Origin of the sequence: Nocardioides sp. NPDC058538, from assembly GCF_042719275.1 — a bacterium.
Classification (GTDB): domain Bacteria; phylum Actinomycetota; class Actinomycetes; order Propionibacteriales; family Nocardioidaceae; genus Nocardioides.
Genome location: NZ_JBHXNY010000002.1, coordinates 221,300 through 246,268, shown reverse-complemented (window position 1 = coordinate 246,268; position 24,969 = coordinate 221,300). Strand labels below are relative to the sequence as shown.

The 24,969-nt window shown below is 67.6% G+C and carries 26 protein-coding genes; 15 read left to right on the top strand and 11 right to left on the bottom strand.

Features of this window, described 5'->3' with window-relative positions; translation table 11 throughout:
- Nucleotides 1-197: 197 nt before the first annotated feature.
- Nucleotides 198-812, top strand: coding sequence for a MarR family winged helix-turn-helix transcriptional regulator (locus ACFWQC_RS03165; protein ID WP_378672949.1), 615 nt, complete (start codon nt 198-200; stop codon nt 810-812).
- Nucleotides 813-1,023: 211 nt separating this feature from the next.
- On the opposite strand, the gene ACFWQC_RS03160 is transcribed toward ACFWQC_RS03165, so the two are convergent.
- Genes ACFWQC_RS03160 through ACFWQC_RS03130 form a run of 7 tightly spaced genes read right to left on the bottom strand, consistent with a single transcriptional unit; the run spans nt 1,024 to nt 9,940 of the window.
- On the bottom strand, nt 1,024-2,118 hold the full coding sequence (locus tag ACFWQC_RS03160; RefSeq protein ID WP_378672946.1) for a LacI family DNA-binding transcriptional regulator: 1,095 nt from the start codon (nt 2,116-2,118) through the stop codon (nt 1,024-1,026).
- 54 nt (nt 2,119-2,172) lie between these two features.
- The gene (locus ACFWQC_RS03155; RefSeq protein ID WP_378672943.1) at nt 2,173-3,153 is read right to left on the bottom strand and encodes a family 43 glycosylhydrolase; all 981 of its coding nucleotides are present in this window, start codon (nt 3,151-3,153) and stop codon (nt 2,173-2,175) included.
- A complete protein-coding gene (locus ACFWQC_RS03150) occupies nt 3,146-4,360 on the bottom strand; it encodes a serine hydrolase domain-containing protein (protein ID WP_378672940.1) in 1,215 nt (404 codons plus the stop codon). Before ACFWQC_RS03150 ends, ACFWQC_RS03155 begins: the two co-directional genes overlap by 8 nt.
- Nucleotides 4,360-5,442, bottom strand: a complete 1,083-nt coding sequence (locus tag ACFWQC_RS03145; protein WP_378672937.1) for an oligopeptide/dipeptide ABC transporter ATP-binding protein — start codon at nt 5,440-5,442, stop codon at nt 4,360-4,362. The genes ACFWQC_RS03150 and ACFWQC_RS03145 overlap by 1 nt, the downstream gene beginning before the upstream one ends.
- The gene (locus tag ACFWQC_RS03140; protein WP_378672934.1) at nt 5,439-7,418 is read right to left on the bottom strand and encodes a dipeptide/oligopeptide/nickel ABC transporter permease/ATP-binding protein; all 1,980 of its coding nucleotides are present in this window, start codon (nt 7,416-7,418) and stop codon (nt 5,439-5,441) included. Before ACFWQC_RS03140 ends, ACFWQC_RS03145 begins: the two co-directional genes overlap by 4 nt.
- On the bottom strand, nt 7,415-8,353 hold the full coding sequence (locus ACFWQC_RS03135) for an ABC transporter permease (RefSeq protein WP_378672931.1): 939 nt from the start codon (nt 8,351-8,353) through the stop codon (nt 7,415-7,417). The genes ACFWQC_RS03140 and ACFWQC_RS03135 overlap by 4 nt, the downstream gene beginning before the upstream one ends.
- A gap of 9 nt (nt 8,354-8,362) precedes the next feature.
- On the bottom strand, nt 8,363-9,940 hold the full coding sequence (locus tag ACFWQC_RS03130) for an ABC transporter substrate-binding protein (protein WP_378672929.1): 1,578 nt from the start codon (nt 9,938-9,940) through the stop codon (nt 8,363-8,365).
- A gap of 163 nt (nt 9,941-10,103) precedes the next feature.
- On the opposite strand from ACFWQC_RS03130, the gene ACFWQC_RS03125 reads away from it, so the two are divergent.
- The 11 genes from ACFWQC_RS03125 (at nt 10,104) to ACFWQC_RS03075 (ending at nt 20,729) form a co-directional block, all read left to right on the top strand.
- Nucleotides 10,104-11,492: an alpha/beta hydrolase gene (locus ACFWQC_RS03125; RefSeq protein ID WP_378672927.1), complete on the top strand. Its 1,389-nt coding sequence runs from the start codon at nt 10,104-10,106 to the stop codon at nt 11,490-11,492.
- A 23-nt stretch (nt 11,493-11,515) separates the two neighbouring features.
- The gene (locus ACFWQC_RS03120; protein WP_378672924.1) at nt 11,516-13,108 is read left to right on the top strand and encodes an LVIVD repeat-containing protein; all 1,593 of its coding nucleotides are present in this window, start codon (nt 11,516-11,518) and stop codon (nt 13,106-13,108) included.
- A 39-nt stretch (nt 13,109-13,147) separates the two neighbouring features.
- Nucleotides 13,148-14,110, top strand: coding sequence for an alpha/beta hydrolase (locus ACFWQC_RS03115; RefSeq protein WP_378672921.1), 963 nt, complete (start codon nt 13,148-13,150; stop codon nt 14,108-14,110).
- A 501-nt stretch (nt 14,111-14,611) separates the two neighbouring features.
- Entirely contained in the window at nt 14,612-15,517 is a 906-nt protein-coding gene (locus ACFWQC_RS03110) for a bifunctional DNA primase/polymerase (protein WP_378672918.1), read from the top strand.
- Nucleotides 15,514-15,867 carry a hypothetical protein gene (locus ACFWQC_RS03105; RefSeq protein ID WP_378672915.1) on the top strand — a complete coding sequence of 118 codons (354 nt, stop codon included), beginning with the start codon at nt 15,514-15,516 and terminating at the stop codon, nt 15,865-15,867. Before ACFWQC_RS03110 ends, ACFWQC_RS03105 begins: the two co-directional genes overlap by 4 nt.
- Nucleotides 15,864-16,721 carry a hypothetical protein gene (locus tag ACFWQC_RS03100; RefSeq protein ID WP_378672912.1) on the top strand — a complete coding sequence of 286 codons (858 nt, stop codon included), beginning with the start codon at nt 15,864-15,866 and terminating at the stop codon, nt 16,719-16,721. Before ACFWQC_RS03105 ends, ACFWQC_RS03100 begins: the two co-directional genes overlap by 4 nt.
- On the top strand, nt 16,711-17,715 hold the full coding sequence (locus ACFWQC_RS03095; protein WP_378672909.1) for a ParB N-terminal domain-containing protein: 1,005 nt from the start codon (nt 16,711-16,713) through the stop codon (nt 17,713-17,715). The genes ACFWQC_RS03100 and ACFWQC_RS03095 overlap by 11 nt, the downstream gene beginning before the upstream one ends.
- 147 nt (nt 17,716-17,862) lie before the next feature.
- Nucleotides 17,863-18,093 (top strand): hypothetical protein, encoded by a 231-nt coding sequence (locus ACFWQC_RS03090; RefSeq protein ID WP_378672906.1) that lies wholly within the window; start codon nt 17,863-17,865, stop codon nt 18,091-18,093.
- A 541-nt stretch (nt 18,094-18,634) separates the two neighbouring features.
- Nucleotides 18,635-19,075: a hypothetical protein gene (locus tag ACFWQC_RS03085; protein ID WP_378672903.1), complete on the top strand. Its 441-nt coding sequence runs from the start codon at nt 18,635-18,637 to the stop codon at nt 19,073-19,075.
- Nucleotides 19,076-19,088: 13 nt separating this feature from the next.
- Nucleotides 19,089-20,237 (top strand): hypothetical protein, encoded by a 1,149-nt coding sequence (locus ACFWQC_RS03080; protein ID WP_378672901.1) that lies wholly within the window; start codon nt 19,089-19,091, stop codon nt 20,235-20,237.
- A gap of 84 nt (nt 20,238-20,321) precedes the next feature.
- Nucleotides 20,322-20,729, top strand: coding sequence for a hypothetical protein (locus ACFWQC_RS03075; protein WP_378672899.1), 408 nt, complete (start codon nt 20,322-20,324; stop codon nt 20,727-20,729).
- 29 nt (nt 20,730-20,758) lie between these two features.
- Here the strand turns inward: ACFWQC_RS03075 and ACFWQC_RS03070 are convergent, their stop codons facing one another.
- From ACFWQC_RS03070 to ACFWQC_RS03055, 4 genes are all read right to left on the bottom strand, one after another.
- Nucleotides 20,759-21,121: a hypothetical protein gene (locus ACFWQC_RS03070; RefSeq protein ID WP_378672897.1), complete on the bottom strand. Its 363-nt coding sequence runs from the start codon at nt 21,119-21,121 to the stop codon at nt 20,759-20,761.
- Nucleotides 21,122-21,142: 21 nt separating this feature from the next.
- Nucleotides 21,143-21,271, bottom strand: a complete 129-nt coding sequence (locus ACFWQC_RS03065) for a hypothetical protein (protein WP_378672895.1) — start codon at nt 21,269-21,271, stop codon at nt 21,143-21,145.
- A 330-nt stretch (nt 21,272-21,601) separates the two neighbouring features.
- Nucleotides 21,602-22,126, bottom strand: coding sequence for a GNAT family N-acetyltransferase (locus ACFWQC_RS03060; protein ID WP_378672892.1), 525 nt, complete (start codon nt 22,124-22,126; stop codon nt 21,602-21,604).
- Nucleotides 22,123-22,905 carry a GntR family transcriptional regulator gene (locus tag ACFWQC_RS03055; protein ID WP_378672890.1) on the bottom strand — a complete coding sequence of 261 codons (783 nt, stop codon included), beginning with the start codon at nt 22,903-22,905 and terminating at the stop codon, nt 22,123-22,125. Before ACFWQC_RS03055 ends, ACFWQC_RS03060 begins: the two co-directional genes overlap by 4 nt.
- Before the next feature lie 300 nt (nt 22,906-23,205).
- On the opposite strand from ACFWQC_RS03055, the gene ACFWQC_RS03050 reads away from it, so the two are divergent.
- From ACFWQC_RS03050 to ACFWQC_RS03040, 3 genes are all read left to right on the top strand, one after another.
- Nucleotides 23,206-24,069 (top strand): TetR/AcrR family transcriptional regulator, encoded by an 864-nt coding sequence (locus ACFWQC_RS03050; protein ID WP_378672888.1) that lies wholly within the window; start codon nt 23,206-23,208, stop codon nt 24,067-24,069.
- Nucleotides 24,070-24,103: 34 nt separating this feature from the next.
- Nucleotides 24,104-24,592, top strand: coding sequence for a hypothetical protein (locus ACFWQC_RS03045; protein WP_378672886.1), 489 nt, complete (start codon nt 24,104-24,106; stop codon nt 24,590-24,592).
- A 65-nt stretch (nt 24,593-24,657) separates the two neighbouring features.
- Nucleotides 24,658-24,969, top strand: coding sequence for a DUF6112 family protein (locus tag ACFWQC_RS03040; RefSeq protein ID WP_378672883.1), 312 nt, complete (start codon nt 24,658-24,660; stop codon nt 24,967-24,969).

Below are 24,969 nucleotides of genomic sequence, written 5' to 3'. Positions count from 1 at the left end.
ATACGGCGGCAGTCCACCAAGGGCGAGTTCTGCGAGCCGACTGGAGCTGAGACACAAGCCTTCTCCTTTTGAAGATGGTGGGCTTCAGCCACCGGGGTCCACGCAATTGAAACGAATCAATCGCGCCTCCGGCACTGTACATCGTGATTGTCGTCACGACAATGACCTCTGTGGATTCCCTCCGGCATACTGTTCCTATGGCCAGGAGACCCCGAGAAAGCGTCGATCTACGAGAAGTGGAAGCAAGCTCGGCGCCCCTCCTCAACGGCCGCGGCGCCGACTTCTCCATTGCTCTGCAAGCACTCGTCACGTCGATGAACTCCACCGCAGTACGGGAAGCGATACTCGCGCAGAGCGATTTCCCCCTCCCCGGGGACATGCCTGCCTTCTTGCTGGTGAACCAGCTGATCTACCGCACCACCGCACGACCAACCGACATGGCTGACGCGATCGGCACCGGCCGGTCCAACGTGAGCAAGATCGTTCGTCGACTCGAGGTCGCCGGTCTGGTGGGTCGCATGCCCGACCCCGACGACGGCCGACAGAGCAGGATCGGCCTCACCCCCGCAGGAAGGGAAGTCGCGCAGCGCATCGTCGCCGTCTCCAGCGGAGTCTACGAGATCATCTTCGACGACTGGATTGATCGCGACTTCGAACAACTCGAAGCACTGGTGGTGCGGCTGGTGGCAGACCTGGACGACCGCCTGGACCACACGATCGAGAAAACGTCCGGCGTTCGGCTACCGCGACCGAAGCGCTTGGCTGACGAACTCAAAGAGGTGCCGGAGCCTCCACACGCTTCTGCCGTTTAGCTCGACAAAGACGCCGCAGATTGCCATCGCAGCGCGTTGAGCGCCAATACCCGTTCCGCACACCACTGAACCAGTGTTGCAACGGTGTCCCGAGCGACCCTCGCCACGGCCAAGCCTCCGACCCCAGCCCTGTGTGCAGCGCGGACGTCCGTGCTACCCGAGCAGAAATCGACGATCTCGGGTCCGGACCCACTGGCATCAATTCGACAGCTCAGCCCATGGGGCGCAATGAGTCGTGGCGGGCGAGTGTCATGGGGAGCATCGTGAGTCCACTCTCGAGGTCGCCGTCCAGCAGGCTGGTCATCGCTCGGCGTCCCATCTCGTAGTAGGGCAGCTGAAGCGATGCGAGTGCAGGCACGAGCCAGTGGGCCAGGTCGCTGTTGTCGAAGGAGATGACCGAGAAGTCCACGCCGGGCCGTACCCGGTCGCCGAGTGTCTGCAACGCGCCGAAGGCAAGCCGATCGTTGAGTGCGATCACGGCCTCCGGGTTCCCATTGTCGGCCAGATAGTCGGCCATGGCTCGGCGTCCGTCCTCTGGATCCGGTCCGTTCACCTCCTGAACCATGGGGCGATGCGTCAACGCCGCCTCTTCGAATGCCTCCCATATACCTCCCAGCCGGACGTCGAGGGCGTAGGGCCGGTCGAGAGAGTCGGCGTACTCTCCGAGGACCAGGATGTCGCGATGTCCGAGCTCGATCAGGGTCCGTGCCGCGTCGTGGCCGCCCTGGTGGTCGTCGGGGACGAAGGTCGTCGTCCGGCTCCCAGGCACGATGGTGTTCATCAGCACGGTGGGGGTGTCCTGGACAGTTGCGGGCAGGGTGGCCTCGCGGGTCACCATCGAGGCGTAGACGAGGCCGTCGACATCGCGGGTGCGGAGGTTCTCGATCACCTCACGTTCGATCGACTCGTCACCGAGGGTCTCCGCGGCGAACAGGGTCTTGTGCCGCTCGCGGGCGACGTCGAGGGCCCCCCGTATCGCAGCGCCACCGAACGGGGTCGACCCGATGGTGTCGGAGACGAACCCGACCGTGCCGGTCTTGCCCGTACGCAGCGCCTGGGCGGCCCGGTTGGGACGGTAGTTCAGTTTCCTGGCCGCTTCCCGGACGCGCTCTTGGGTTGTGGCCGAGATCCGCATGTCGTCGCGTCCGCTGATGACGAAGCCCGCCGCCCCGACGGACACGCCCGCCTCGGCTGCGACGTCGGCCAGCGTGACCCGAGCGCGCCGCTTCGGTCGATCCGCCGCGCGCCTGGGTTTCCGCGCCCGCGGGCCCGCCTCGGAAGGGGGCATCTCTCCACCGTTCGTCATCAGGATCCTCTCGACGTCTCCGTGACCGAGTCGGGGCGTCGCCCGACGCCAGTGCTAGAACGCTATATCCCGACTCTCGTTGCTCGCCAATGCGGTCGGGACAGACGAGACTGCCACCAATGTCGCCGGATCGAAGGGCCGAGGGTCGTCGATCACCCCGGCGAACCCGCCGTCCCGGACGTTGACGAACCCCATCAGGACCAGGTCGTCGGGGCCCCTCTCGACCAACCTACCGGCGTACAGACCGGAGTCCTCCGCCTTCCAGGCGGTGTCGAGGCGGAAGGGGCCGAGTGGGCTGTCAGCCCGGGCGCACCAGATGTCGCCCAGCAGCTTCTCGCTACCCTCGGTCTCGACCCGCGGCGCGGAGAACAGCAGCAGGTGCTGCCCGTCCACACGCACGATCTGGGGGACCTCCAGACATCGTTGGGTGCCCGGCGTGGTCAAGGGTGGCTGGGCCTCCCAGGTGACCAGGTCGTCGCTGACCGCGTGGCCGATCACGCCGCCGGTGGTGGCCGGCCAGCCTCGGGCCGAGGCGGTCACGAGCATGTGCCAGCGCCCGTCTTCGCCCGGGAAGACCCAGGGGTCCCGCCAGGCGACGCCGTCGAAGGTTTTCTCGGGGTCGGCTTCGTACCAGCGTGGATCGGCGGCGAGGACCGGGCCGTCGCCGACCCGTTCCCAGGTGTGGAGGTCGTCGGAGACGGCGATGCCGATCCGTTGCACGCTGCCGTTCTCCGCCCGGCTGATACCCGTGTAGAACATCAGCCAGCGTCCGTCCGGGGCCTGGATGACGCATCCGGTCCAGGTGGCCAGGTCGTCCCAGGCCGGTGTGTTACGAGGACCGAGGGCGGGCTCGTGCAATGTCCATGAGGTGAGGTCGTCGGAGGTGGCGTGACCGACGGCGGCATGGTGATGGCGTGCGTGGGGGTCCCCGAGCGAGCGAGGAGCGTGCAGGAAGAAGGCGTGATGGCGTCCTTGGTGCCTGGCGTACCAGCTGTCCCAGACCCAGTGGGTGTCGAGCGCGAGGATGTCAATCACCGTCCTGTACGCCGAGGCACCGGCGCAGCTCGTGGACGACGGTGTTCACCCGGGTGTCGGGCGCGGCGCTGCCCATCACACTGGGCAGAAAAGTGAACCCGACCTGGTGCCGCGGATCGGCGAAGCAGAGTCCGCCGGCGGCACCGTCGTGGCCGAAGCTGGCCTCGGTCAGCATCGGGCGCTGTTCCCACGGGACCATGAATCCCGACCCCCATGCCGGGTAGGAGTCCGCGGGCGGCCCGAAGGCCGGGGCGCCTTGGCTCATCGGCTTCGTCGCCGCGGTCAGCGTCTCCTCGCTGAGCAGCCGCGAGGCGCCGACCCCGCGATCATCGACCGGTCCCACCAGGGCAGCGTGCAGTTTGGCCAGGCTACGGGCGGTGCCGACACCGTTCGCGGCCGGTAGCTCCGCCGCGCGGACGTCGGGGTCGTTGTAGGCGTTCTCCAAGGACACGCCGGCCAACGGGATCGACAGGGTGCCGTTGACGGTCAGTGTCCGCCAGGCCCGGTCGTCCTCGGCGAGCATCGCGCGGATCATCGCTGCCATCTCGGCAGAGACACGGGTCGGGTCCGGCGGCAGCACGGTGGCGATCCGAGATAGCTCCCGCTCGGGGACGCCGATCCACAGATCGAGGCCGAGCGGGTCGGCGAGCTCCTCCGCGAGGACCGTCCCGAGTGAACGGCCAGTCACCCGTCGGACGATCTCACCAAGGCCCGCACCGACCGAGACCGCATGATAGGCGTGTGCCGTGCCAGGCCTCCAGAGCGGTTTCTGGGCTGCCATCGCGTCGGCGAAGGCGGTGTCGGCCAGAACGTCCGTACGCGTCAGTGGCGCGTCGACCAGAGGTACGCCGGCCCGGTGCGCCATCAGCTCACGAACCGTCACGTCCACCTTGCCGTGAGCAGCGAACTCCGGCCAGTAGACGGCGACAGGTGCGTCGATGTCGATCAGGCCATGCTCAGCCAGCCACAGCACCACGATGGCCGACACGCTCTTGCTGCAGGAGAACAGGACCGCGCTGGTCTCCTCCTCCCATGCGCCACCGGCGCCTGCGTCGGCGAGGCCACCCCAGACGTCGATCACGGGCTTGCCGCCGTGGTAGACGCTGAGCGATGCGCCGCCGTACGGGGTCGATCGGAGGTGGTCGTCGAAGGCCTCGACGACCGGTAGGAAGTCAGGCTCGTAGCGGCCGGACACGAGCTGTGGCATCAGTTGATCTCCTTGTTGTTGAGGTGGACGCCGGCGTCCCGGACACCGGTCGGATGAGCGTCGCCGGACGGGACCGGCGGGATCTCGTGCTGCCATTCGGGATAGCGGTGGCATGCCACCGAGACGCCGCCCGGCACCTCCCGCAGCGGTGGCCGCTCGACGCGGCAGACCTCGGTCGCCACGGGACAGCGGGCGGCGAACGGGCAGCGGGTCCCAGCCTCGGTAGCCGTCTCGGCCGCCACCGCGGGCACGCGTCCAGCGGCTGCCCGACGCTCGGCCTGCGCGGTCGGATCTGCGACCGGGGAGGCCAGCAGGAGGGAGCGGGTGTAGGGATGAGCCGGAGCCGAGGTGACGCTCCGCGTCGGACCCTGCTCCATGACCTGCCCCCGGTAGAGAACGGTCACGTCGTCGCAGAGACGGCGGACGACGTTCATGTCGTGGGAGATGAACAGATAGGAGAGTCCTGTCTCGTCCTGCAGGTCCATCAGCAGGTTGAGCACCTGGGCCTGCACAGACAGGTCCAGTGCACTCACCGCCTCGTCGCAGACAACCAGCTCCGGCGCCACCACGAGAGCGCGTGCGATACAGATCCGCTGTCGTTGTCCGCCGGAGAAGTGGCGGGGCAGCCGCTGCGCCGCATCCGGCTCGAGACCCACGCGTTCCAGCGCCTGGGTGACCGCGGGCAGCACCTCGGAGCGACTCATCCCGGCCTGGGCAAGCAGCGGCTCTGCGATGCTCCGACCGACCGTGTAGGACGGGTTCAAGGAGCCGCCGGGATCCTGGAACACGGCCTGTACGTGTCGGGCCAGCCGGCGGTGGTCGGGATGCTTTCCGTCGACGTCGTGTCCGGCCACCGTGATCCGGCCCCGGTCGACGGGGAGGAGGCCCAGCACGGCCTTGGCGAACGTCGACTTCCCTGATCCGGACTCCCCCACGAGTCCGACCGTCCGTCCGCGTGCGACGGTGAGGCTGACGTCGTCGAGGGCTTGGAACACGGGCGCGCGGCGGCGTCGGCGGAAGCCGATGCTGATGTGCTCCGCGCTCAGGACGTCGTCGGTGAGGACCGAGGATTCGCTGGTCATGTCAGCTCCTTGTGTGTCAGTTGCCGTCCCGCTCCGGCCGCTGCCGGTTGACGGCCCATCAGCTGGTCGGTCCGGAGGCACCGGCTTCGCGCGTCTTCGGCCGTGGCGATCAGTGGAACGGGCTCGGCTCGGCAGGCCTCGACGGCCAGCTCACAGCGGTCCGCGAAGCGGCAGCCGACAGGTCGGGCGGCAGGAGACGGGACTCGACCGGGCAGGGTCGGGAGCCGCGGGCTGTCGAGGTCGCGCGACACGTCCGCGGCAAGCAGTGCGGACGTGTACGGGTGGGATGGGCGGGCGAACAGCCGTCCGGCGTCCGCGGTCTCCACGATCTCGCCGGCATACATGACCACCACGCGGTCGCAGGTGTCGGCCACCACGCCCCAGTCGTGGGTGATCAGCAGGATCGCCAGCCCCACCTCACGGCGGAGCTCCCGCAGCAGCGCGAGGATCTCCGACTGCACGGTGACGTCGAGGGCCGTCGTGGGTTCGTCGGCCACGAGCAGCCGGGGCCTGCCGGCGAGTGCGATCGCGATGCTGATCCGCTGGGCCATGCCGCCGGAGATCTGGTGGGGGTACGTCCCGAGGACACGCTCCGGATCGGCGATCCGGACCTGCTCGAGGAGCTCGATGGCGCGCGCCCGGCGCGCGGCCCGATCGAGCCGCTCGTGCAGCGCGATGACCTCGTCCAGGTGGCTGCCCACGGTGTGCGTAGGGTCGAGGGCCGCCATCGGGTCCTGGGAGATGTAGGCGATCCCGGAGCCGCGCACAGCGGCGTACGCCCGCTTTCCTCCCTCGACGAGGTCGACGTCGTCGAAGACGACCGAGCCGGCGGCAAGGTGAAGGGTGGTCGGCAGGAGACCCAGCACAGACAGAGCGGTCACGCTCTTGCCACACCCCGACTCCCCCACCAGGCCGACCGTCTCGCCAGGCTGAACGCCGAAGCCGACGTCGGTGATCAGCGAGGTGCCGTCGGTGGTCTCGACGGTGAGCCCGTCCACCTGCAGCAGCGCGTCGCCCGCGACCTCCGCGCGGACAAGGTCACGCGCCGAGGCCGGCCGGGACCGGCGGGCGTCTCGCCTTGGGCGGACCAAGACCTCGTCGCCGTCGGCCGACAGATCCCGGGCCAGGTCGCCGAGGAAGCCGAACGCCAGGACCGCGAGCGTGATCGCCAGGCCAGGAGGGATCAACAGCCAGGAGCTCTGCGCGATGACCCCGGCTGCCTCGCCCACGATGGAACCCCAGGTGGGCGTGCCGCCGCTCGAGGTCAGTCCGAGGAACGCGAGGGCCGCCTGGAACGCCAGCGCGATGCCGAGAAAAAGGGAGCCTTGGACCAGGATCGGGCCCCGGACCCGGCGCAGGATGTGACTCGCCATGATGGTGAAGGCCGGGACGCCTGATACCCGGGCCGCGGTGACGAACAGCTCCTCGCGGACCGCCGCGGCCGCTGCCCGTACGACTCTGACCAGTCCGGGGGCGCTCAGCAGGCCCAGGCACAGCATCGCCGCCGTCGTACTGCCCTCGAAGACGACGAGAACGACCAGGACCACGATGATCGGAGGAATGGAGAGTACGAACTCGGCGATCCGATTGACCACCGCATCGGTCCGCCCGGCGAGGTAGCCGGCGAGGACACCGAGCGGCACTCCCAGGACGAGGAACACCAGAAGCGCCTCGACGGCGCCGCCGAAGGTCGGCGCGATGCCGTACAGCATCCGGCTCAAGACGTCCCGGCCGAGCGTGTCCGTCCCGAGCCAGTGCTCGCCGGAGGGACCCTGCAGGGCGTTGACCACATCTTGGGCATGCGGATCGTACGGGGCGAACCAGGGCGCCAGCAAGGCGCACACGGCAAGCACCACGAGGTAGGCCACCGACAGGGCGGCCAGCGGCCGTCGGGCGAGGACCGCGATGCCCCTTCGAACTCGCGTGAGACGGTGTGCGGGCGGGGGTTGGGTGGAGTTGGGTTCGAGGGTGCTCATCCGACTTTGACCTTCGGGTTGAAGTAGCCGTAGGCGACGTCCACGGCGAGGTTCACGACGATGACGATGGCCGTCAGGTAGACGACGACACCCTGGATCAGGGGCAGGTCGCTCGAGGCCGTGGCCTGGACGGCAGTGCCACCCAAGCCAGGGAACGCGAAGATCGTCTCGATGGCGATCGCCCCCGAGAGCGCACCGATCATCGCGAGCCCGACGACCGTCAGGACCGGGACCGCCGCGTTCTTCAGTGCATGGCGCAGCAGGATCGCCCGCTCGGAGACCCCGGCAGCACGCAGCGTGCGTACGAAAGGGCGCGCCAGCGCGTCCGAGATGGCGTCGCGGGTCTGCTTCGCGACCGCCGCGGTGGCCGGAACACCAAGGGTCACCATCGGCAGGATGAGGTGCTGGAACCACTGGGACGGAGACTCCAGGAAGGGAACGTACCCCAAAGGCGGGAGCCAGCTGAGCCGGACGGCGAAGATGACCACGAGCACCAACCCCAGCCAGAAGGCCGGGATTGCGATGCCCAGGACCGAGATGCCGTCGACGATCCGGCCGATCACCCCACCCCGCGCGCCGAGGATGCCGAAGACGAGGCCCAGCAGTGTCGCGATGACGACCGAGCCGATGATGAGAGCCAGGGTCGGCTCGAGACGGCCGGTGAGCTGGGCCGCGACTGGTTGCTGGTTCACCAGCGAGGTGCCCAGGTCGCCATGAAGCGCCCCACCGAGCCAGTCGGCGTACTGCTCCCAGACGGGGCGGTCCAGTCCCAGCTCGCCACGGAGCTGCTCGACCTGCACCTCGGTGGCGTTCCTGCCGGCGACCACGCGGGCGGCATCGCCGGGAAGGAACGTGATGAGCACGAAAGTCACCGCGGAGACGACGAGCATGAGCGGCACCGACATCGCCAGTCGACGCAGAACCAGCTTTCCCATGAGTCCGCCTCAGCCTTCGGGGTGGAGTTCGGTCAGGCGCGGGACGGCAGCGTTCTGGGTGGTGGCCTCCAGCCCGGCGTACCCGTCGGCGACGTACCAGGCGAGCGGAGCACCGACGACCGGAATCGACCAGCCCTGATCGACGAGCCGCGCATTGATCTTCTTCTCCAGCGCGTCGGCCTGGTCCGTGGGCGTGGCGAAGTACTCGGCGTAGAGCTTGTCGAGCTGGCCGTCCTTGTGGTGGAACGGGTTGAACGGTCCCTGCTCGGCGACGAAGCCTCCATAGAGTGAGTTCGCGTTGTAGAGGCCATACCCGAGTGCCGCGGTCGGGTGGTCGCCGGAGGTCATGGCGGTGAAGTAGTCGTTCGCCGTCGGCTTGCTCGTGACCTCGAGGGTGACCCCGACCTCGGCGAGATCGCCGGCGATCGCCTGCGTCATCTTGTCGAGTCCGGCCAGGGGCGCCGTCACAGCCGAGATCGTGAACCCGTCCGGGTAGCCAGCGGCAGCCAGGAGGCGCTTCGCCTCGGCCGGGTCGTACGCCACCTCGTCGTCGAGCGCGGCGTCGTAGCCCGGCGTGCCGGGCAGCGCGTACTGCGACAGCGCCAGATCGGCATCACCGTAAAGACCCTTCGCGATGGCCTCCCGGTCGACCGCAAGGTTCAGTGCACGTCGAACCTGCGAATCGGCGAGCGCCTTGCTCGCCTTCCCATCCCGGTCCATGAGGTTGAGGCCGGTCAGCGCCTGCGGCGCGGATACCACCTCCAGGCCAGCCCCGGCGGCGGCCTCGAGCGTGGTCGCGTCCCCCTGGGCCGCCTGGATCTCGCCGGCCCGCATCGCCTGGACCATCGACGAAGCGTTCGCGACGATCTGCACCACGACCTTGTCGTAGTGAACGGCTTCCGGGTCGTAGTAGTGCGGGTTCGGCACGTAGGTGTAGCGCTCGTTCGCCACGGTCTGCTCGGGATCGATCATGTAGGGCCCTGCCCCGGCAGTGCCGGTGTTCAACGACGCCGGCTTGGCCACGGCCTTCGGGCTGGCGATGTCGCCGGCGCCGAACGCCTGTGCGAAGTAGAAGCTCAGCCCCGGGTCGCTGCGGTTCAGGCTGATCCGCAGTGAGTTCTCGGTGAGCACCTCGATCGAGTCGATCGACTGGACGAGCAGTCCAGGACTGCTCGACTGCTTCTTCAGGTACTCCAGGTAGGTCTTGACAGCCTCGGCGTCGAGCGGGGCGCCGTCGCTGAACTTCACCCCTTCTCGCAAGGTCAGCTCGTAGATCTTGTTCTCGTCGTCCGTATAGCCGAACTCCGTGGCCAGGCCCGGAGAGAAGGACCCGTCAGGCTCCAGCACCACGAGGGGCTCGTAGGCCCACTGATAGAGCGGGTTATAGGCGGGATCGCCGGTCGCCGGGTTCAGTGTCGGCGGGGCCGCGAGCGCACCGAACGTGAGCGTGCCTCCCTCGCCCGATCCGCCACCAGCGGTGTTCGCGGTGCTGCAGGCGACCAGCGGGGTGCTCAGCGCGAGCACCACAGCACCGGCGAGCACCGCGCGGACCCGGCTCGTCCGGCCACTTCGAAGTCTTGGAGTCATGACACCTTCCCTTGCTAGAACGATATAGCAGGAGTGTGCGCGCCGTCACAACCGACTGTCAAGGGGCCCTTCGGAACCGTCAGGCAAAATCACCGACCTCGTTGACACCGGATGTGACGGGAGCCATACTCCAGTGCTAGATCGTTCTAGCAAGGAGGATGCTATGCCCTTCCGTCTCCCCCGCCTACCCGGGCTGCTCGCGACGCTGACACTGCTCGCCGGTGTCGCGGCGAGCGGGCCGATCTCGTCCGTCATGTCGGCGGACCCGGCCGGTCTGACCGCGCCCTCCTTGCGGACCGTCGCCCATCAGAGCGAGCCGCACATCGTGTCCCGCGAGTGGCTCACTGAGCGGACGATGCGGCTCACCGTGGCGACCTCGTCGTTCGGCACAGGCACCGCCCCCGTCGAGGTGACCCTGCCGCGAGGCTACGCAGAGCACCCGGACCGGCGCTGGCCGGTGACCTACTACCTCGCCGGCACCAACGGTGACGAGACCTGGTTCCGGACCGCCTACCGGGGCGAAGAGCTCACCGAGGACTTCCCGGCCATCGTCGTCTCGCCTGAGGGCAACGCCGGCTACTGGAGCGACTGGTTCAACCAAGGCTCCTTCGGCCCGCCGCGCTACGAGACCTTCGTGACCCGCGAACTCATCCCCCTGATCGATCAGACGTTCCGGACGCTCCCGAGACGCTCGCAGCGCGCCGTGATGGGCGAGTCGATGGGCGGCTACGGCGCCCTCATGATCGGCGCCCGCCACCCCGACCGGTTCGCCGCCGCAGTGAGCATCATGGGCGCCGTCGACACCAACTTCCCCACCGGGGCGCTCGCCCACTCCATCAGCCCGCTGATCGACCTTGCCCCGCCCGACTCGGTCTACGGCCCCCGAGCGACCCAGGAGGTCCGCTGGCGCGGCCACAACCCGCTGGACCTGGCCCCGAACCTGAGGGGTGTCGCCGTACAGATCCGAACCGGCAACGGCGTGCTTGATCCGGCCCGCGAGCAGGACCCGGTGACCCCGGCATTCTGCGCGGTGGAAGCGGGCATCATCCAGCCCGAGTCCACGAACATGCACCGCCGCATGACCCAGCTCGGCATCGAGCACACCTGGCGGGCGTACGACTGGGGTTGCCATTCTCCGGCGGCGGCCCAGCAGCAGATCAGTGACTCCCTGCCGGGCATCCTGCGTGCCTTCGAGAATCCGACACCCCGCTCGTCCTTCGACTACCGGTCGATCCAGCCCCGGTTCGAGATCGGCGGCTGGCGGTTCGGCGCCGACCCGCTGCGAGCGCTGGAGTTCCTCGACCTCCACGGCGTCGGCCGCAGCGGCCTGGCGCTGACCGGGTCCGGGTCCACCACGGTCCGCACGCCGGCGTACTTCCTTCCTGGCAGCACCGTGATCGTCGAGGTCGGCGACACCCGCCGCGCCGTCACCGCGGATCCGCAAGGCCGACTGCAGTTCACCGTCCGGCTGGGCACCCCGCACCACGCCCAGCAGTTCACCCCGGGCGCCGACCAGCCGATGGTCACGAAACGGGTCGTCTTCCACCCGTGACCACCGATCTCCCAGGAGAGACCATGCTGACATCAGACTCCACACCACAGTCCCGTACGCATCGAGCGACCGTCCCAGCCAGTCGGTGGCGCAGGCGGCTGCACCTGCTCCTCACCGTCGCCCTCGGCGTCACCCCCGTGGCCGTCGCCCTGTGCGCCCCGGTGATGTCTGACGACACGGCCCTGGTCACCTCGCAGCCGACCGTCTTCCCCGAGCGGACCGCTGTCCCCCAGCGTCCCTGCCAGCCCGGCGACCGCCCGGAGACAGGTATGCAGGGTCGCGTGCCGAAAGAGGATCTTCTCTCCGGCCGCGCCGCACAGGGCTACACCTGCAACCTCCGGTCGGTCGGACGGTTCCCGACCACGTCTGCGGCGAGCTTCGACGTCTACCAGGACTGCGCCTACGTGGCCCGGCAGCTCGGCGCCGGAGGCGTACAGGTGCTCGACGTCTCCGACCCAGCGAACCCCCGGCCCACCGACACCCTGGCGACACCGGCGATGCTCGACCCCTGGGAGTCCCTGCGGGTGAACGCCAAGCGCGGTCTGCTGGCGGCGGCCGGCGAGTACAAGCCGTACGTCGACATCTACGACATCTCCGGGGACTGCCGTCGTCCGCGGCTGCTGTCCACTGCGCCGATCCTGCCCGGGAAAGGACACGAGGGATGGTTCTCCCCGGACGGGAACACCTACTACGTCAGCACCACGCGCACCCACGAGGGCGCCGGGATGACCCCGACTCTCTTTCCCGTCGATGTCAGCGATCCAGCGAACCCCAGGACGCTGTCGTCGTGGACGTTCAACACCCAGACCCACGGCGGCGCCACGACCGAGGACGGCACCCGGTCCTACGCCTGTCAGCAGGACGCGCCACCGAAGGACGCACTCACGGTCCTCGACACCACCGCGATCGCGGAGCGTGCGTCCAGCCCGCAGCCCCGTGTCCTGGCCGAGGTCACCCTCGGTGACAACCAGTGGTGCCAAGGCGCCTACCGGGTCACGTACGACGGGCATCCCTACCTGATCCAGTACGGCGAGCGCTCGGGGTCCGCCGACTGCAGCCGAGCCGGGGACAACTGGGCCACCTTCGGCTATCCACGGATCTTCGACCTAGCCGACGAGAGCCACCCCCGGCTGGTCTCCTCGGCACTGCTCGAGTCGGCACTCCCGCAGCACTGTGCCGAGGTCACCGGAGAGGGTGCCGCCAACGGGCTCGGCTACAGCGTCCACCACTGCGCACCCGACCGGCTCTACGACCCGACCATCCTGGTCTGCTCCTGGTTCGGCGCCGGACTGCGCGTCCTCGACATCCGCGACCCGAAGCACCCCGTGGAGCTCGCCTACTTCAACCCCGGCGTGAACGGCGCCCTCGGCACCGCCGCCCGACCGGTCGTGCGCGCCGAGCGGGGAGAGATCTGGTTCGCCCACGACATCTCCGGCTTCTACGCGCTCCGCTTCGAGAACGACGTCTGGCCATTTGATGGCAGCGACCCGTGCCCCGAGTACGACGACTATTACTTCTCTCACTACAACCCGATGTCGTCGTGTCCGACGGCGAACTTCGACGGTATCGGAGAACCGGCGCCCGCCGCTCCCCGATACCGGGCTCCCACATCCTGAATCACACTGAATCACCCACCAACTCATCAAGGAGACCCAGTGCCAATCGACCCATTCCTGGAACCGCTGCTCGCGCAGCTCCCCTCCGCCGAGCTCCCCGCTGCGGACGGTTTCGCAGCCTGGCGCGATCAGGGGAACGCCGCCAGCAACGCTTTGATGGGCCAGCTCGGCGAACCGGGCCCCGAGGTGAGCGAGAAGCGGTCGGTCAAGATCCCCGTCGACGGTGGCACCATCGAGTTGCACGTCTACCGGCCGACCGAGGAGGGCGACCTCCCCATCCATCTCTTCCTGCATGGTGGTGGCTGGGTGGCCGGCGACATCCACCTCGACTTCATCGACGCCGCGTGCCGAGAGCGCAGCGCCGGCGCGGCTTGCGTCGTCGTCGCGGTGAACTACCGCAAGGCACCGGAACACCAGTTCCCGACTCCCCTGCTCGACTGCCAGGCGGCCATGCTCTGGGTCGTCGAGCACGCAGGCGAGCTCGGCGGAAGGGCGGACCTGATCACCATCGGCGGACAGTCGGCCGGCGCCAATCTCGCCGCGGCCCTCTGCCTCAAGCTACGCGACGAGGGTGGTCCGGCTCCCGTCCTGCAACTACTCGAGGTCCCCGCCCTCGACCTCGACCTCAGCCAGCCGTCGACGTCGATGGCGACCTACGCCACCGGCTACGGCCTCGAGCGTACAGAGATCGAGAAGCTCGTCCCCCTCTACCTCCCCGACCCCGCCACCGACGTCCACCACCCGTACGCCTCCCCCCTCCGCGGGCACGACCTCACCGGCCTGCCACCGGCCTATGTCCTTTCGGCCGAATGCGACCCGCTGTGCGACGACGGCGAACGCTACGTCGAGCGTCTGCGCGGTGCCGGAGTCGAGGCGACCTTCTCTCTCCAGGCCGGTCATATCCATGGCTCCGCCGCCTTCACCAAAGTGATGGAGTCCGCCCAAGCCTGGCGATCCGAGATGCTCAGCGTCCTACATAACGCGCACCAGCGGAATTCTTGAGGGCACAGACGCACAGCACGGATAGGAGTAAACACGGAACACGCAAAGAAGCCCGGGCCAATTGCCCGGGCTTCCTCACGCGTAGGTCGCGACCACTAGGTGTCACGCTCAAACAATCGAAGCGCGATGACAGCCGGCCGCCGGTCGTCAGCTAGGAACAGGTAGGGATACAAAGTGGTCGGCGTCGGCGAGTTTCTCCACACGTCCTGGCGCCCATCGAGGTTCGACCGAGTAGCGCAATCGCTGATGAGACCTGGCGCACGAACGGCGAACGTGCTGATCTGGCTACCCAACGTGTGTGGCTCCTGATCAGCTCGGGGAAACGAGTGACCTTCCACAAGGCATAACACCGAGTAGGGGCGCGCCAGCAGTCTTTTCCCTAGAGTGTTGGGGAGCATGACGCTGACCTGGAAAAACATGGGGTGCTCTCCCCATTTCGGCCGGGAGGAGCATCACGAGGAGGCAACCAAGTGGGCAATCTCCAGCGGGCACCATCAAGGCATGGATCTCTCGACGCAACGCCCCTCGCGCTGGGCGACGAGCGCGATCAAGAATGCCGCCAAGGCCGGCCACCTGCCGACCGCTGCAGCGACCCTGGCACGGGCCGGCATCCCGGTCTTCCCGTGCGTACGCCGCGGCAAGCAGCCGCTAACGGCTCACGGGTTCCACAACGCCACCACTGACCTCCAGCAGGTACGCCGCTGGTGGAAGAAGATGCCCGAGGCCAACATCGGGATCCCCACCGGCTCAGCCTCCGGACTGGTGGTCGTCGACGTGGACGTGCACCGCACCGGCGACGGGTTCCGTGCATTCTCGACCGAGATGGAGACCGGGCTGACCCAGCGTTGGGCCTGGATGGTGCGTACGCCGTCGGGCGGGATGCATGCCTACTTCGCCGCCACGCCAGGGGTCGAGCAGCGCAACTGGTCGCTGCCGAGCAGGCACGTCGACTTCCGTGGTGACGGCGGCTACGTCGTCGCCCCGCCCTCCATCGTCGAGACCAGCGCGGGGACCAGGCGGCCGTACTCGTTGATCGGGTTCGGCCGCCGGCCCGGGACCGTCGACTCGGTCGCACTCAACCAGCATCTCGCGCCACCGGCTCCCCCGCGTCACCTTCCCGCGACTCTGCCTGCCGCCGGATCCTCACCCGAGCGCTTGGCCGCCTGGGTAGCCAGGCGCCCGGAGGGCGCTCGCAATGGTGGCCTGTTCTGGGCCGCCTGCCGGATGGCCGAAGCCGGGCACGACTTCGCTCAGACCAGCCGCATCCTGGGTGATGCCGCCTCGTCTGCGGGTCTGCCCGACGTCGAGGCGTTCAAGACGATCAGGTCGGCCTACCGGACCGCCACGCGGCTCGGCCCGTCCCCGGGCACCAACTCGACCGACCGGAACCAGGGGTTAGTGATATGAACACCGACGACGGTTACTCCCGAGACACCGACCGCCGCATGCCCGATGCGACAACACCGCCAGAGCCAGCGACGCTGGATCCGCTCGCCACCCACCGCGACCCCTCCACGAATCAGGTGACGACATCGCCCGCCAGGAACGGCATCGCCTGGGTTCGCCCTAGCGACCTGCCGACGATGCTCGGCGGGCATGTCCTCGGCCGCGGCCTCGACCTCAAGGCCGACCTCGTACGCCGCGCCAGCCGCGCCACCAGCCCGAAGGCACTCAAGGCGCCGGTGACGAGGACTGCGATCGCGGACCCCGAGCCGCCCTCGATCACCCACATCCGTCCGAGTGGACTCTCGCTATGAGCCTCGACTTCACCACCTCGTCCGGTCTACGGATGCTGCTGACCGAGCTCCACTACGCCGGCGAAGGCGCCTGGCGCCAGGACCCTGATGCGGCGGCCCTGTTGGAGTATGCCGCGGACAAGTACGCCAGTTTGGCGCACAAGCACGGTCTGACCCCTCAAGACGCCGCGTACGCTGCCTTCACGGTTCTCCGCACCGACGCCGTCCGTGCCGCCTACGATCCCTGGGCAGCCACCACCCGTGCCGTTCAGATCTCCCTCATCTATGAAGAGCGGGCCAACGGTCTGCTCTGCTCCAACCAATCCGCCCGTCGCCGCGAGGTCTCCACCCACCACGACGCCGAACGCTTCGGCGATCATGAGATCTCCGTGCTCGACTACCACCCCGCCTTCCAGGTGCCTGCCGAAGTCGACCAGCGCGACGAGCCGGCCATGGACACTCGAGAGCCGATCATCACCACCGACGAGGCGTTCGAGATGACCACACAGCTCTTCACGGCGCTCGGCTGGCCTATGCACGTAACCCAGCATGCGATCAGCTACGTCTCCTCGCGGCTCATGGACTCGGGCAATCGAGTCACCGCCCACGAGACGCTCCGAAAGGACCTGCCTGCGTTGCAGATCCTCGACCTGCCGCAGCCGACCTGGTCGACCCTGCTGACCACGGTCCTCGGCAATCCGCACCCCGACTACGAGCACACGAGTTATGGCCACGGGATCTGGTGGCGTCTCCTGCTCGGCGAGACCCTGACCAATCTGCTCGCCGAGGACGACCTCGTACGCGCCATCACCGCCACTACTCCCAGCGTCGACTCCTACGACCGGGTCGAGAGGGTGCTCGCCCATGTCGCCTGAGACCGAACGCGCCCTGGACGAAATCACTGTCGGCATCCAACACCGCACGGATCTCGGCGACATCGCCGAGCTCGCCGACTCGATCGAGCAGATCGGGTTGCTGCAGCCGATCACCATCACCCCGGACGGCGTACTCGTCTGCGGACGCCGCCGCCTCGAGGCCGTACGACACCTCGGCCACCGCACCATCAAGGTCTGGATCCGCTCCGGCATCTCCGACCGCCTCACCGAGCTCCTCGCCCAGCAAGACGAGAACAAACTTCACAAGCCACTGACCCAGATTGAGCAGGCCAACCTCTACGCCGAGTTGAAGGACTTGTACGCCGAGGAGAACCGCCGCCGCCAAGAGGCCAGCCGCTTCGGGGCCGATGACGGTGTCGGCGTGCCTGGGGAGGCGACTTCGGCGGGAGAGAACGGTGCCGATGACTCATCGGCACCGCGATACTCCCGCGAGACTCGCTACCAGGCTGCCCAGACGGTGACCGGCAGCGGGTCGTTCCAACGTCTCGACCACATTCGGTTCCTCCAAGCCGTCGCCAACGACCCCTTCCAACCGCCCACGGTCCGCGAACTGGCCACCAATGAGCTCGCCGCCGTGGAAGAGGGCGGTCCGGTCGAGCCCGCCTACCGCAAGGTCCAGGCCGCGATCGAGCTCGCCGCCCAGACCACCCCCGAGACCGACGACCTCGCCCGCCTGGCCACCGAGGCTATGCAGCGCGTCAAACAGTCCAAAGCCCGCCGCGGCCTCCACGCACCGAAGCCAGCCAAGCCTCCCGGCCACGAGTCCGCTCCTCCGCGCTACCGCACTCTCCGCTCCTTCCTCCTTACCTGGACCGAGCTTGAAGGCTGGACGGAGCACTACGACCTCGACCGACTCGCCCGCGACCTCACCGACGAGGAGTACGCCCGCTTCAACCGGGTCATCGATGAGTCGGTCGCGTTCCGCGATCGGATCGAGGCGACTCGCCAAGAGCGAGCCAACGCCCCCGCTTGAGCCGTGCTGCGGTTCGCCTCTCCATACGCGACCTCGCGCCGCGTCTCCACGACACGTGAAACCTGAGCCGTGGTCTCCTGCAACCGGCTCAACTTTCAGCCGTTGTTGCACCGCGCGTCCACCGCACGCACCGCTATCGTCGGCCGCATGACCGGCGACGTGTTGAACGAGATGCCCGCGGATTCCGTAGAGGACCTTGTGGGCGCGCTGACCTCAATGCTTGAGATCGATCGGGCGACCGCCAAAGACCTCATCCGATCGTCTGAGCCATTCTGGACCGCAATGGAGCGAGCCGGCGGACTGGTGGACACCTGGGGAGGCGGCGAATTCTGCTACGTCCTGCCTCGAGTGCTCGCCTTCATACACGAGGGAACCTGAGCTCCAGCAAGTCCGTCGGCAAGACCTCGACCAGGGCCCTGGTTCGACCAGTCCTGTCCACAGTCGCCGCGAGCAGTGAGTTCGGCGAGAAACAACGCGCATCGCATTGCGCCGATGCCGATCCTCTCTGCCGACACCATCAGCGGACGGTCCACTCGACGACAGCGACACCCGTCTTCTTCGGCTGGGCGGACAGATCGATCCCCACGGTTCGCACCGCCGATGAAGCTATCGAGCAACCAACGCCTGCGCGGTCAGATGCGCGCACCTGCTGATCGACGATCCGACCAGCCAGGAGAGATCAATGCTCGTCCGCAGCGACCCCAAGTTCACCCGGACCAAGACCGTGATCATCGCCAGTTGCCTCATTGCAGCGTTGACCGCAGTTGGCGCCGCTGTGGCGCTCACCGGCGGCTCGACGAAGACCGCAACTCCACCCACGCCGGCGAGTAGGGCCGCGACTCCGGAAACCTCAGGGAGTCTGTCGGCGACGAAGTCGCCGAGATCGGTCGCCAGGACAAGCAACCCCGAGGCGTTCGTCGTGTCGGTTGCTCAGACGCTGTTCGAATGGGACACCACCGACCCCACCCCGCTGGAGGACTACACCAATCGTCTGCTCGAGGTCGCGGACCCGACGGGCGAGGAGGCTCCAGGCCTGGTCACCGACCTAAGCACCTACCTGCCCTCCGCCGAGTCCTGGGCTGACCTCAAGACCTACCGCACCCGCCAATGGATCGACATCAACTCCTACGAGGTGCCCGACGGGTGGGAGAGTGCCGAGTTCAACGGCGAGACCGCGAAGCTCGCCGCTGGCACCACAGCGTACACGATCACCGGCCTCCGCCGGCGCGCCGGCATCTGGGAAGGCAAGGCCGCGCAGACCGTCGACGGGGTCTCGTTCACGATCTTCATGACCTGCCGCCCGTCGTACGACATCTGTCGCCTCCTACGCTTGTCTCAGCTCAACAACCCGCTGCACTAACCGGGACCGAGCCATGCGGCAGGCAGCAGTGGCGATCCTCATCGCGCTCGTCCTCGTCGCCCCCGCGGGCTGTCTGTCCGGGATCGCGATGGTCACCCTGGTGGCGGCATCGCCCAGTGTTTGCGGCGACAGCGTCGCGCTCGGCGACGTGCCAGGAGGCCTCAACGCCCGAGCGAGCGACGGGACCACGATCAGGCTAGACCGGACCCAACTCACCCATGCCGCGGCGATCATCGAGATCGGCGCACGCACGCCGGGAGTGGGAAGAGCAGGCGTACGCATCGCCCTCATGGCCGCGCTGACCGAATCCAGCCTGCGAATGCTCGCCAACCCCAGCGCTCACCCCGAGTCCGCAAACCTCCCCAACGACGGCAACGGCGGCGACCACGACTCTCTCGGCCTCTTCCAGATGCGCCCCTCAACCGGGTGGGGCACCGTCGCTGAACTCATGAACCACGACTACCAGGCACGTGCGTTCTTCGGCGGGCCCAACGGCCCCAACCACGGCTCACCCCGAGGCCTGCTCGACATCCCCAGCTGGCAACAACTCCCGCCCGGCGAAGCGGCACAAGCCGTCGAGGTATCCGCCTACCCCGACCGATACACCCGGTTCGAGCCCGTCGCGAACACCGTCATCGACGCCCTCACCGCCGACCACCCCGCCCCGGATCGTGAAGGTCTCGCCACCGAGGATCCGGTCAACTCGTTCGGATGCGCCGCCACCGAAGCGGCGCCACCGGCGGGGGTCGGTGGGCAGCTCGTCGACGACCCCACCAGCAGCGGGCAGATCACGGCACGGACGGCGTACGTGCTCGCCCTGGTCCGACAGCGTTTCCCAGCGGCCTCTTGGTCGTGCTGGTCACCCCGCCCCGGCACCCAGTCAGAGCACCCGCTCGGCCGAGCATGCGACGGCACCTTCGGCAACCCCATCGGCGTACCCGCCACTGGGAACGCACTCGCTCTCGGCCAGCAGGTCACCAACTGGCTCCAGGCGAACGCGCAGAAGCTGGGCGTCGAATATCTCATCTGGCAAGGCCGGATCTGGTCGCTCGCCCGTGCCGACGAGGGCTGGCGACCCTACGGAGGAGGCGGCATGCACGACCCCGCCTCGGTCACCGGTGGCCACTACGACCACTGCCACTTCACCGCGCGTTCGAATTAGAAGTTGCATCAGATGCAAGCGTGGAACCGGCCTCGCCGCTCTGTTACCGCCCTCTCCGAGTGCCAGGCCGGATACGGTTTCAGTGTGCGGGAACCCGATGAACCCAGCGAGCGGCTGGTCGAGCAGCGGATGCGCAACCGTGCGATGGAGTCGCTCGAGACTCTCAGCGAAGGCGACGAAGGCGTCCGCATCGTCGGCGTCGGCGAGTACGTCAACCAGTTCTTCGACTTCATCGACGATGACATCCCTTGGCGCTGGCGCGAGTGGTCGACCTTCATGCCCGACGAAGTTGCATGCCTGGACGAGGTGCACGGACTCCTCAAGGAAGCGTGCCGACAGACGCCGCGGGATGTCACCGACGTCGACTTCATCGCCTCTGGCTGGCCAGAGCGAATCCAGCCAGCAGCCCAACGCGCCCTTAGCCTGATGACTGCCAGAGGGCGGTTCAGTGAGGCCGTCGAGGAAGATCAGCCAACCGGGCATCACGGCTGACCCCGCCGCCATCGAAGCGAGCACCAACGTCACGTAATGACGCGGAACAGTGAGAGAAACTCAGCCATGACGGCATCGAAGCGCGGCAGATCTAGCCAGTCGTCCCACCCAGGAACGCGGAGGTCGACATCGTCGGCCACATCTCCGCTCCAATACTCCATGTCGGTCCAGCTGCCGGCATAAAGGACGCGTAGCCCTTCCTCCTCGCCTCGACGAATCGCAACGCCGACCGAGTACGGATCAACAACCTCATCGCGCCTCGTCTTGAAGGGTTCGTCGAACGCCGCCTCGAAGCCATTCCAGGTGATCGGGCTCGGCTGAAGGTCCGGTCGCCCGGCGAGACGCTCGACCAACACGACAGCCGCCAAGTCGAGATCGATCACCCGGTCCACGTCATCACCCGGTCGCCTTCACTACTCGTAGATTGTGGCCGCTTGGAGGGCACCGTTCACGACCTCCCAACCGTTGCCCGGCGGGACCTTCTTCCGGTTCAGGTAGTAGCCGTCGGCGTCCTCCAGCCAGCGTCGCGGAAGGACAACCACCGGCTGAGCACTCCTCATTGACTTCGTGTTCGCCTTGCTCGAACTCGTAGTGGAAGCGCACATAGTGCATCAGCTCAAACACATCGAACTGCGCTGCGAGCACTCGCACGGGCTGACGGCAGTGACGACACCCAAGGCTCACCCGACCGAGCATGTCACATCGGGCGGGTGGCCGAAACGCACCTGACCAGCGTGCTATTGCGAGTGTTCAATCATCCGACGTCACCGGCAAACTGGAGGTCGGCTGACCCCGATGAGGTCCCGCGCCAGAAGAGGGCCGCCGATGAGAAGGTCGAACCCACCTGCGTCCAACACAACTCAGGCACGCCATCAACTCGGACCAACGCCGTCAACGACGTAGACCGCGGCGGGCTCCACCTGTCCGTCGCCGTGGTGGTGCTCGATGAGGCCGATGCGGGTGCAGCCGGATGCCTCGTAGAGCCGGATGGCAGCACGGTCCTTGAGCATCACGTCAAAGACAACCTCGAGGCCATGGCTCTCGGCGTGGTCGCGGATGGCGGACAGGAGTGCACCGCCGGCGCCGTTCTTGCGGTGGTCGGGTTCGATGAAGAGCCTGGCGGGGATGGCGAGCCGGTCGAGGTCTCCCCCTGTGACGTCATGCCAGACGCGCGCGGCGTCGTCGGCGGCAACGGCGTGGGTGAGGGTGGCCTGCCCGATGGGTCGCCCGCTGTAGAGGGCCGTCCAGGCACCGAACGTCCTGGGCGGAGTCAGCCACCTGACGGGATCGGCTACGCCTTCGACCGGGTACCCGTCGAGTGCGTGGACCTTCACGAGGATGTCGGCGAGGGCAGGTAGATCTTTGGTGGTGCGGGGCCGGATATTGACGTCGCTCATTCATCTACCTTCATGGTGTAGTCCAGTCCGGTGTAGTCGGCACGCATGACGAACTCGGTGACCTCGAACGGCTGATGGTCCTGGTCGAGGCCGGTGTGGAGTACGACGAGGACGGGTACGCCGTCGGGGAGTTGGAGTCCGGAGGCTTCCTCGGGTGATGGCATCCGCGCGGTGACTTCCTCGCGGGTGTAGGTGATCAGGTGCCCCTTGTCCTCGAATCGGGCGTAGAGATCTCCGGGGCCAAGGTCGTCGCTGCCGCCGAGAGCGCTGTCCTTGGCAATATCCCATGGGATGTAGGTGACGCCGCGCTGCATCGGCTCGGCGTCGGCGAAGTACCAGTTCTCGCGGCGTACGACGCTGTGAGTGTCACCGCTGACGCCGAGTCGTTCGGCGATCTCGGGTGGCGGGATGACCCGTTCGATGCTGGTCATGTAGGCGTTGGGGGTCCGCTCCTGGGCAATGACCTCGGCGTGGAAAGGTGATATTTCAGTCTCATCGCGAAGCTTCTTCGAGTAGCGGCGCTGACCGAAGCGCATCAGCCGCGGCTTGGTGCGTACGAAGACGCCCCGGCCGTGCTCGGCAACCACCAATCCGGCCTCGGCGAGCTGGCGCACTGCTTCACGGGCGGTGTTGCGGGCGACCCGATGCGCCGCTGCAAGCTCGCGCTCCGATGGGAGCTTGTCACCGGGCAGGAGGTCGCCCTGGTCGATCGCGGCACGGAGGATCGCGGCGATCTGGCGGCTCGCTGTCTCCGGGCCCTGTGGGGTTCTCTCGCTCACTGTTCGAACCTATCGCAGTCTGGCTTGAGCCAGTCGTTGACAACTGGCTTAAGCCACTATAGCGTCAATCGCGTTCATTGGCTCAAGCCAGCGAACATGCGGGTGGGGAACCTCTAGATCCGGCCCGTGCCGGATCTAGAGACCCACCGCGGCGACGAGCCATGGCCGAGGTTGTGAAGGAGACAGAACAGTGATGCAGCATCAGCGTCCAGACGTGCCGCACTCCGCCGGAGGCTCCTTCGACAAGGACGGCGAACAGCCACCCGCTCAGCCAGTCGGAGGGCTACCGCGACGCACTGCATGTTCATCTGGCTGCCCCGCCCCAACCCGCACTGTGGTCCCGGTACATCACCCCGCTCTATTGCGGGCCGTTCTCAACGGTCTCCGCCGCTTGGACGACGGAGCCGTGGCGTGATGAGGGATGCGAGCACGATGAGTCGCCAGCGCCGGCTGCCGGCGCGCCGGGCGGGCAGACCACGTTTCGCTGCCCAGAGTGCGGACAAATCACGCTCCTGGAAAGAGCCGCGTGAGGAGATCCTCGACGCCGCCGCGAGCCTGTTCGTCGACCGGGGCGTCGCGGCGACCTCGACCCGGGACATCGCCGACGCGGTCGGCATTCGGCAAAGTTCGATCTACTATCACTTCCCCTCCGGGAAGGACGAGATCCTCGCCGACCTGTTGCAGCGTTCGATCCGCCCCACGCTCGACAAGATCGAGAAACTCGAGACCCTGGGCGCCGAGACCGGTGTCGGACCTGACGTGCTTTTGTACCTGCTGGTCGTACTCGACGTGCGCACCCTGGCGCATGCGCCCCACAATGCGGGCGTTCTCGCGGGTCTGCCGGAGGTGCAGCGCAAGGAGGTCTTCGGCCCGTTCGGTGCAGCGCGCCAAGACCTCGCGGAGGCGTACGCACGGCTCGGAGCACAGGTCAGGAACAACCGCCAGGGTGCGACGAGCCACGCTCCGGGCGGCGATCTCCTCGGCGACCTGCTCCTCCAGTTCGTCGAGGTCGTCATCGGGATGCGGTCCAACGGGCACCGCCTCAACCAGAGCATCGAATCCATCATTGCCGCGTCGTGCCTGCAGGCCTGCCTGGCCGACCAGACACGCATCGACGAGGTCGCCGCCAGCGCAGGCGACCTGCTCGAGTTTCTGGAAGCCTGACCCCAGCACGGCGCAGGGAACACACCTGCGCCTCATGACCAACTACTACGAAGACCCGCTGGTGACAATGAGCGTCGGCACGCTCCGCATCGACGTCTGGTATCGCGAGGACAGGAAGGCCGGCGACGGAGGGACGCGGCGCGGCTACGGCTACCGCATCGCCGACAACGACCCGGTCCACAAGCCCCACGAGGGCACTGACCTGGAGTCCGGAGTCGGCGCCGATATCGACGTTCACGGGGCCATGCAGACCCTGATCAACTTCATGTCGGCTGCCGCCGATGCGTACCGCTACGCCATCGCCAACCCCGGCACGTCTCCAGAGAGTCTCAGCCTGTTCCCGATCTGGGTCGGCGAGGCCGCCTACATGAACGACACCGAGCTCAGCGTGCTCACCGATGTCCCCGAGCCCTTCCCGGACCAGCCCCGGGGCCGGCCCAAGGAACCGGAACCGGCCGCCGACCACGACACCGTCGACCGCGGTCCTCAAAGCGGGCTACCCGACGCCGGTCACACGCTCTGAGAGTCGCGGCGCCCACAGCGCACCTCTTCCCTGTCACACCCACACGACAGATCAGGAGCCAGCCCATGAGTCCGCACACGCCCAACGCTGCAGCGCAATTCGTCGCAGGGGTCAGCATCAACCCCAACACCAACGGCTTGCCCGGCATCGCCCAACTCCGCGAGGTGGTGGGCGCGATGATGACCGTTGGTCTGATCCTCTCCGTCCTAGCGCTGATCATCGCCGCGATCCTCTGGGCCCTGGGATCGAACTCGTCCAACCCCCACCTCGCCGGCCGCGGCAAGACCGGCGTACTCATCGCCCTCGGCGCCGCGATCGTCACCGGCGCGAGCGTGACGCTGGTGAACTTCTTCTGGAACGTCGGACAGCAGGTCTGA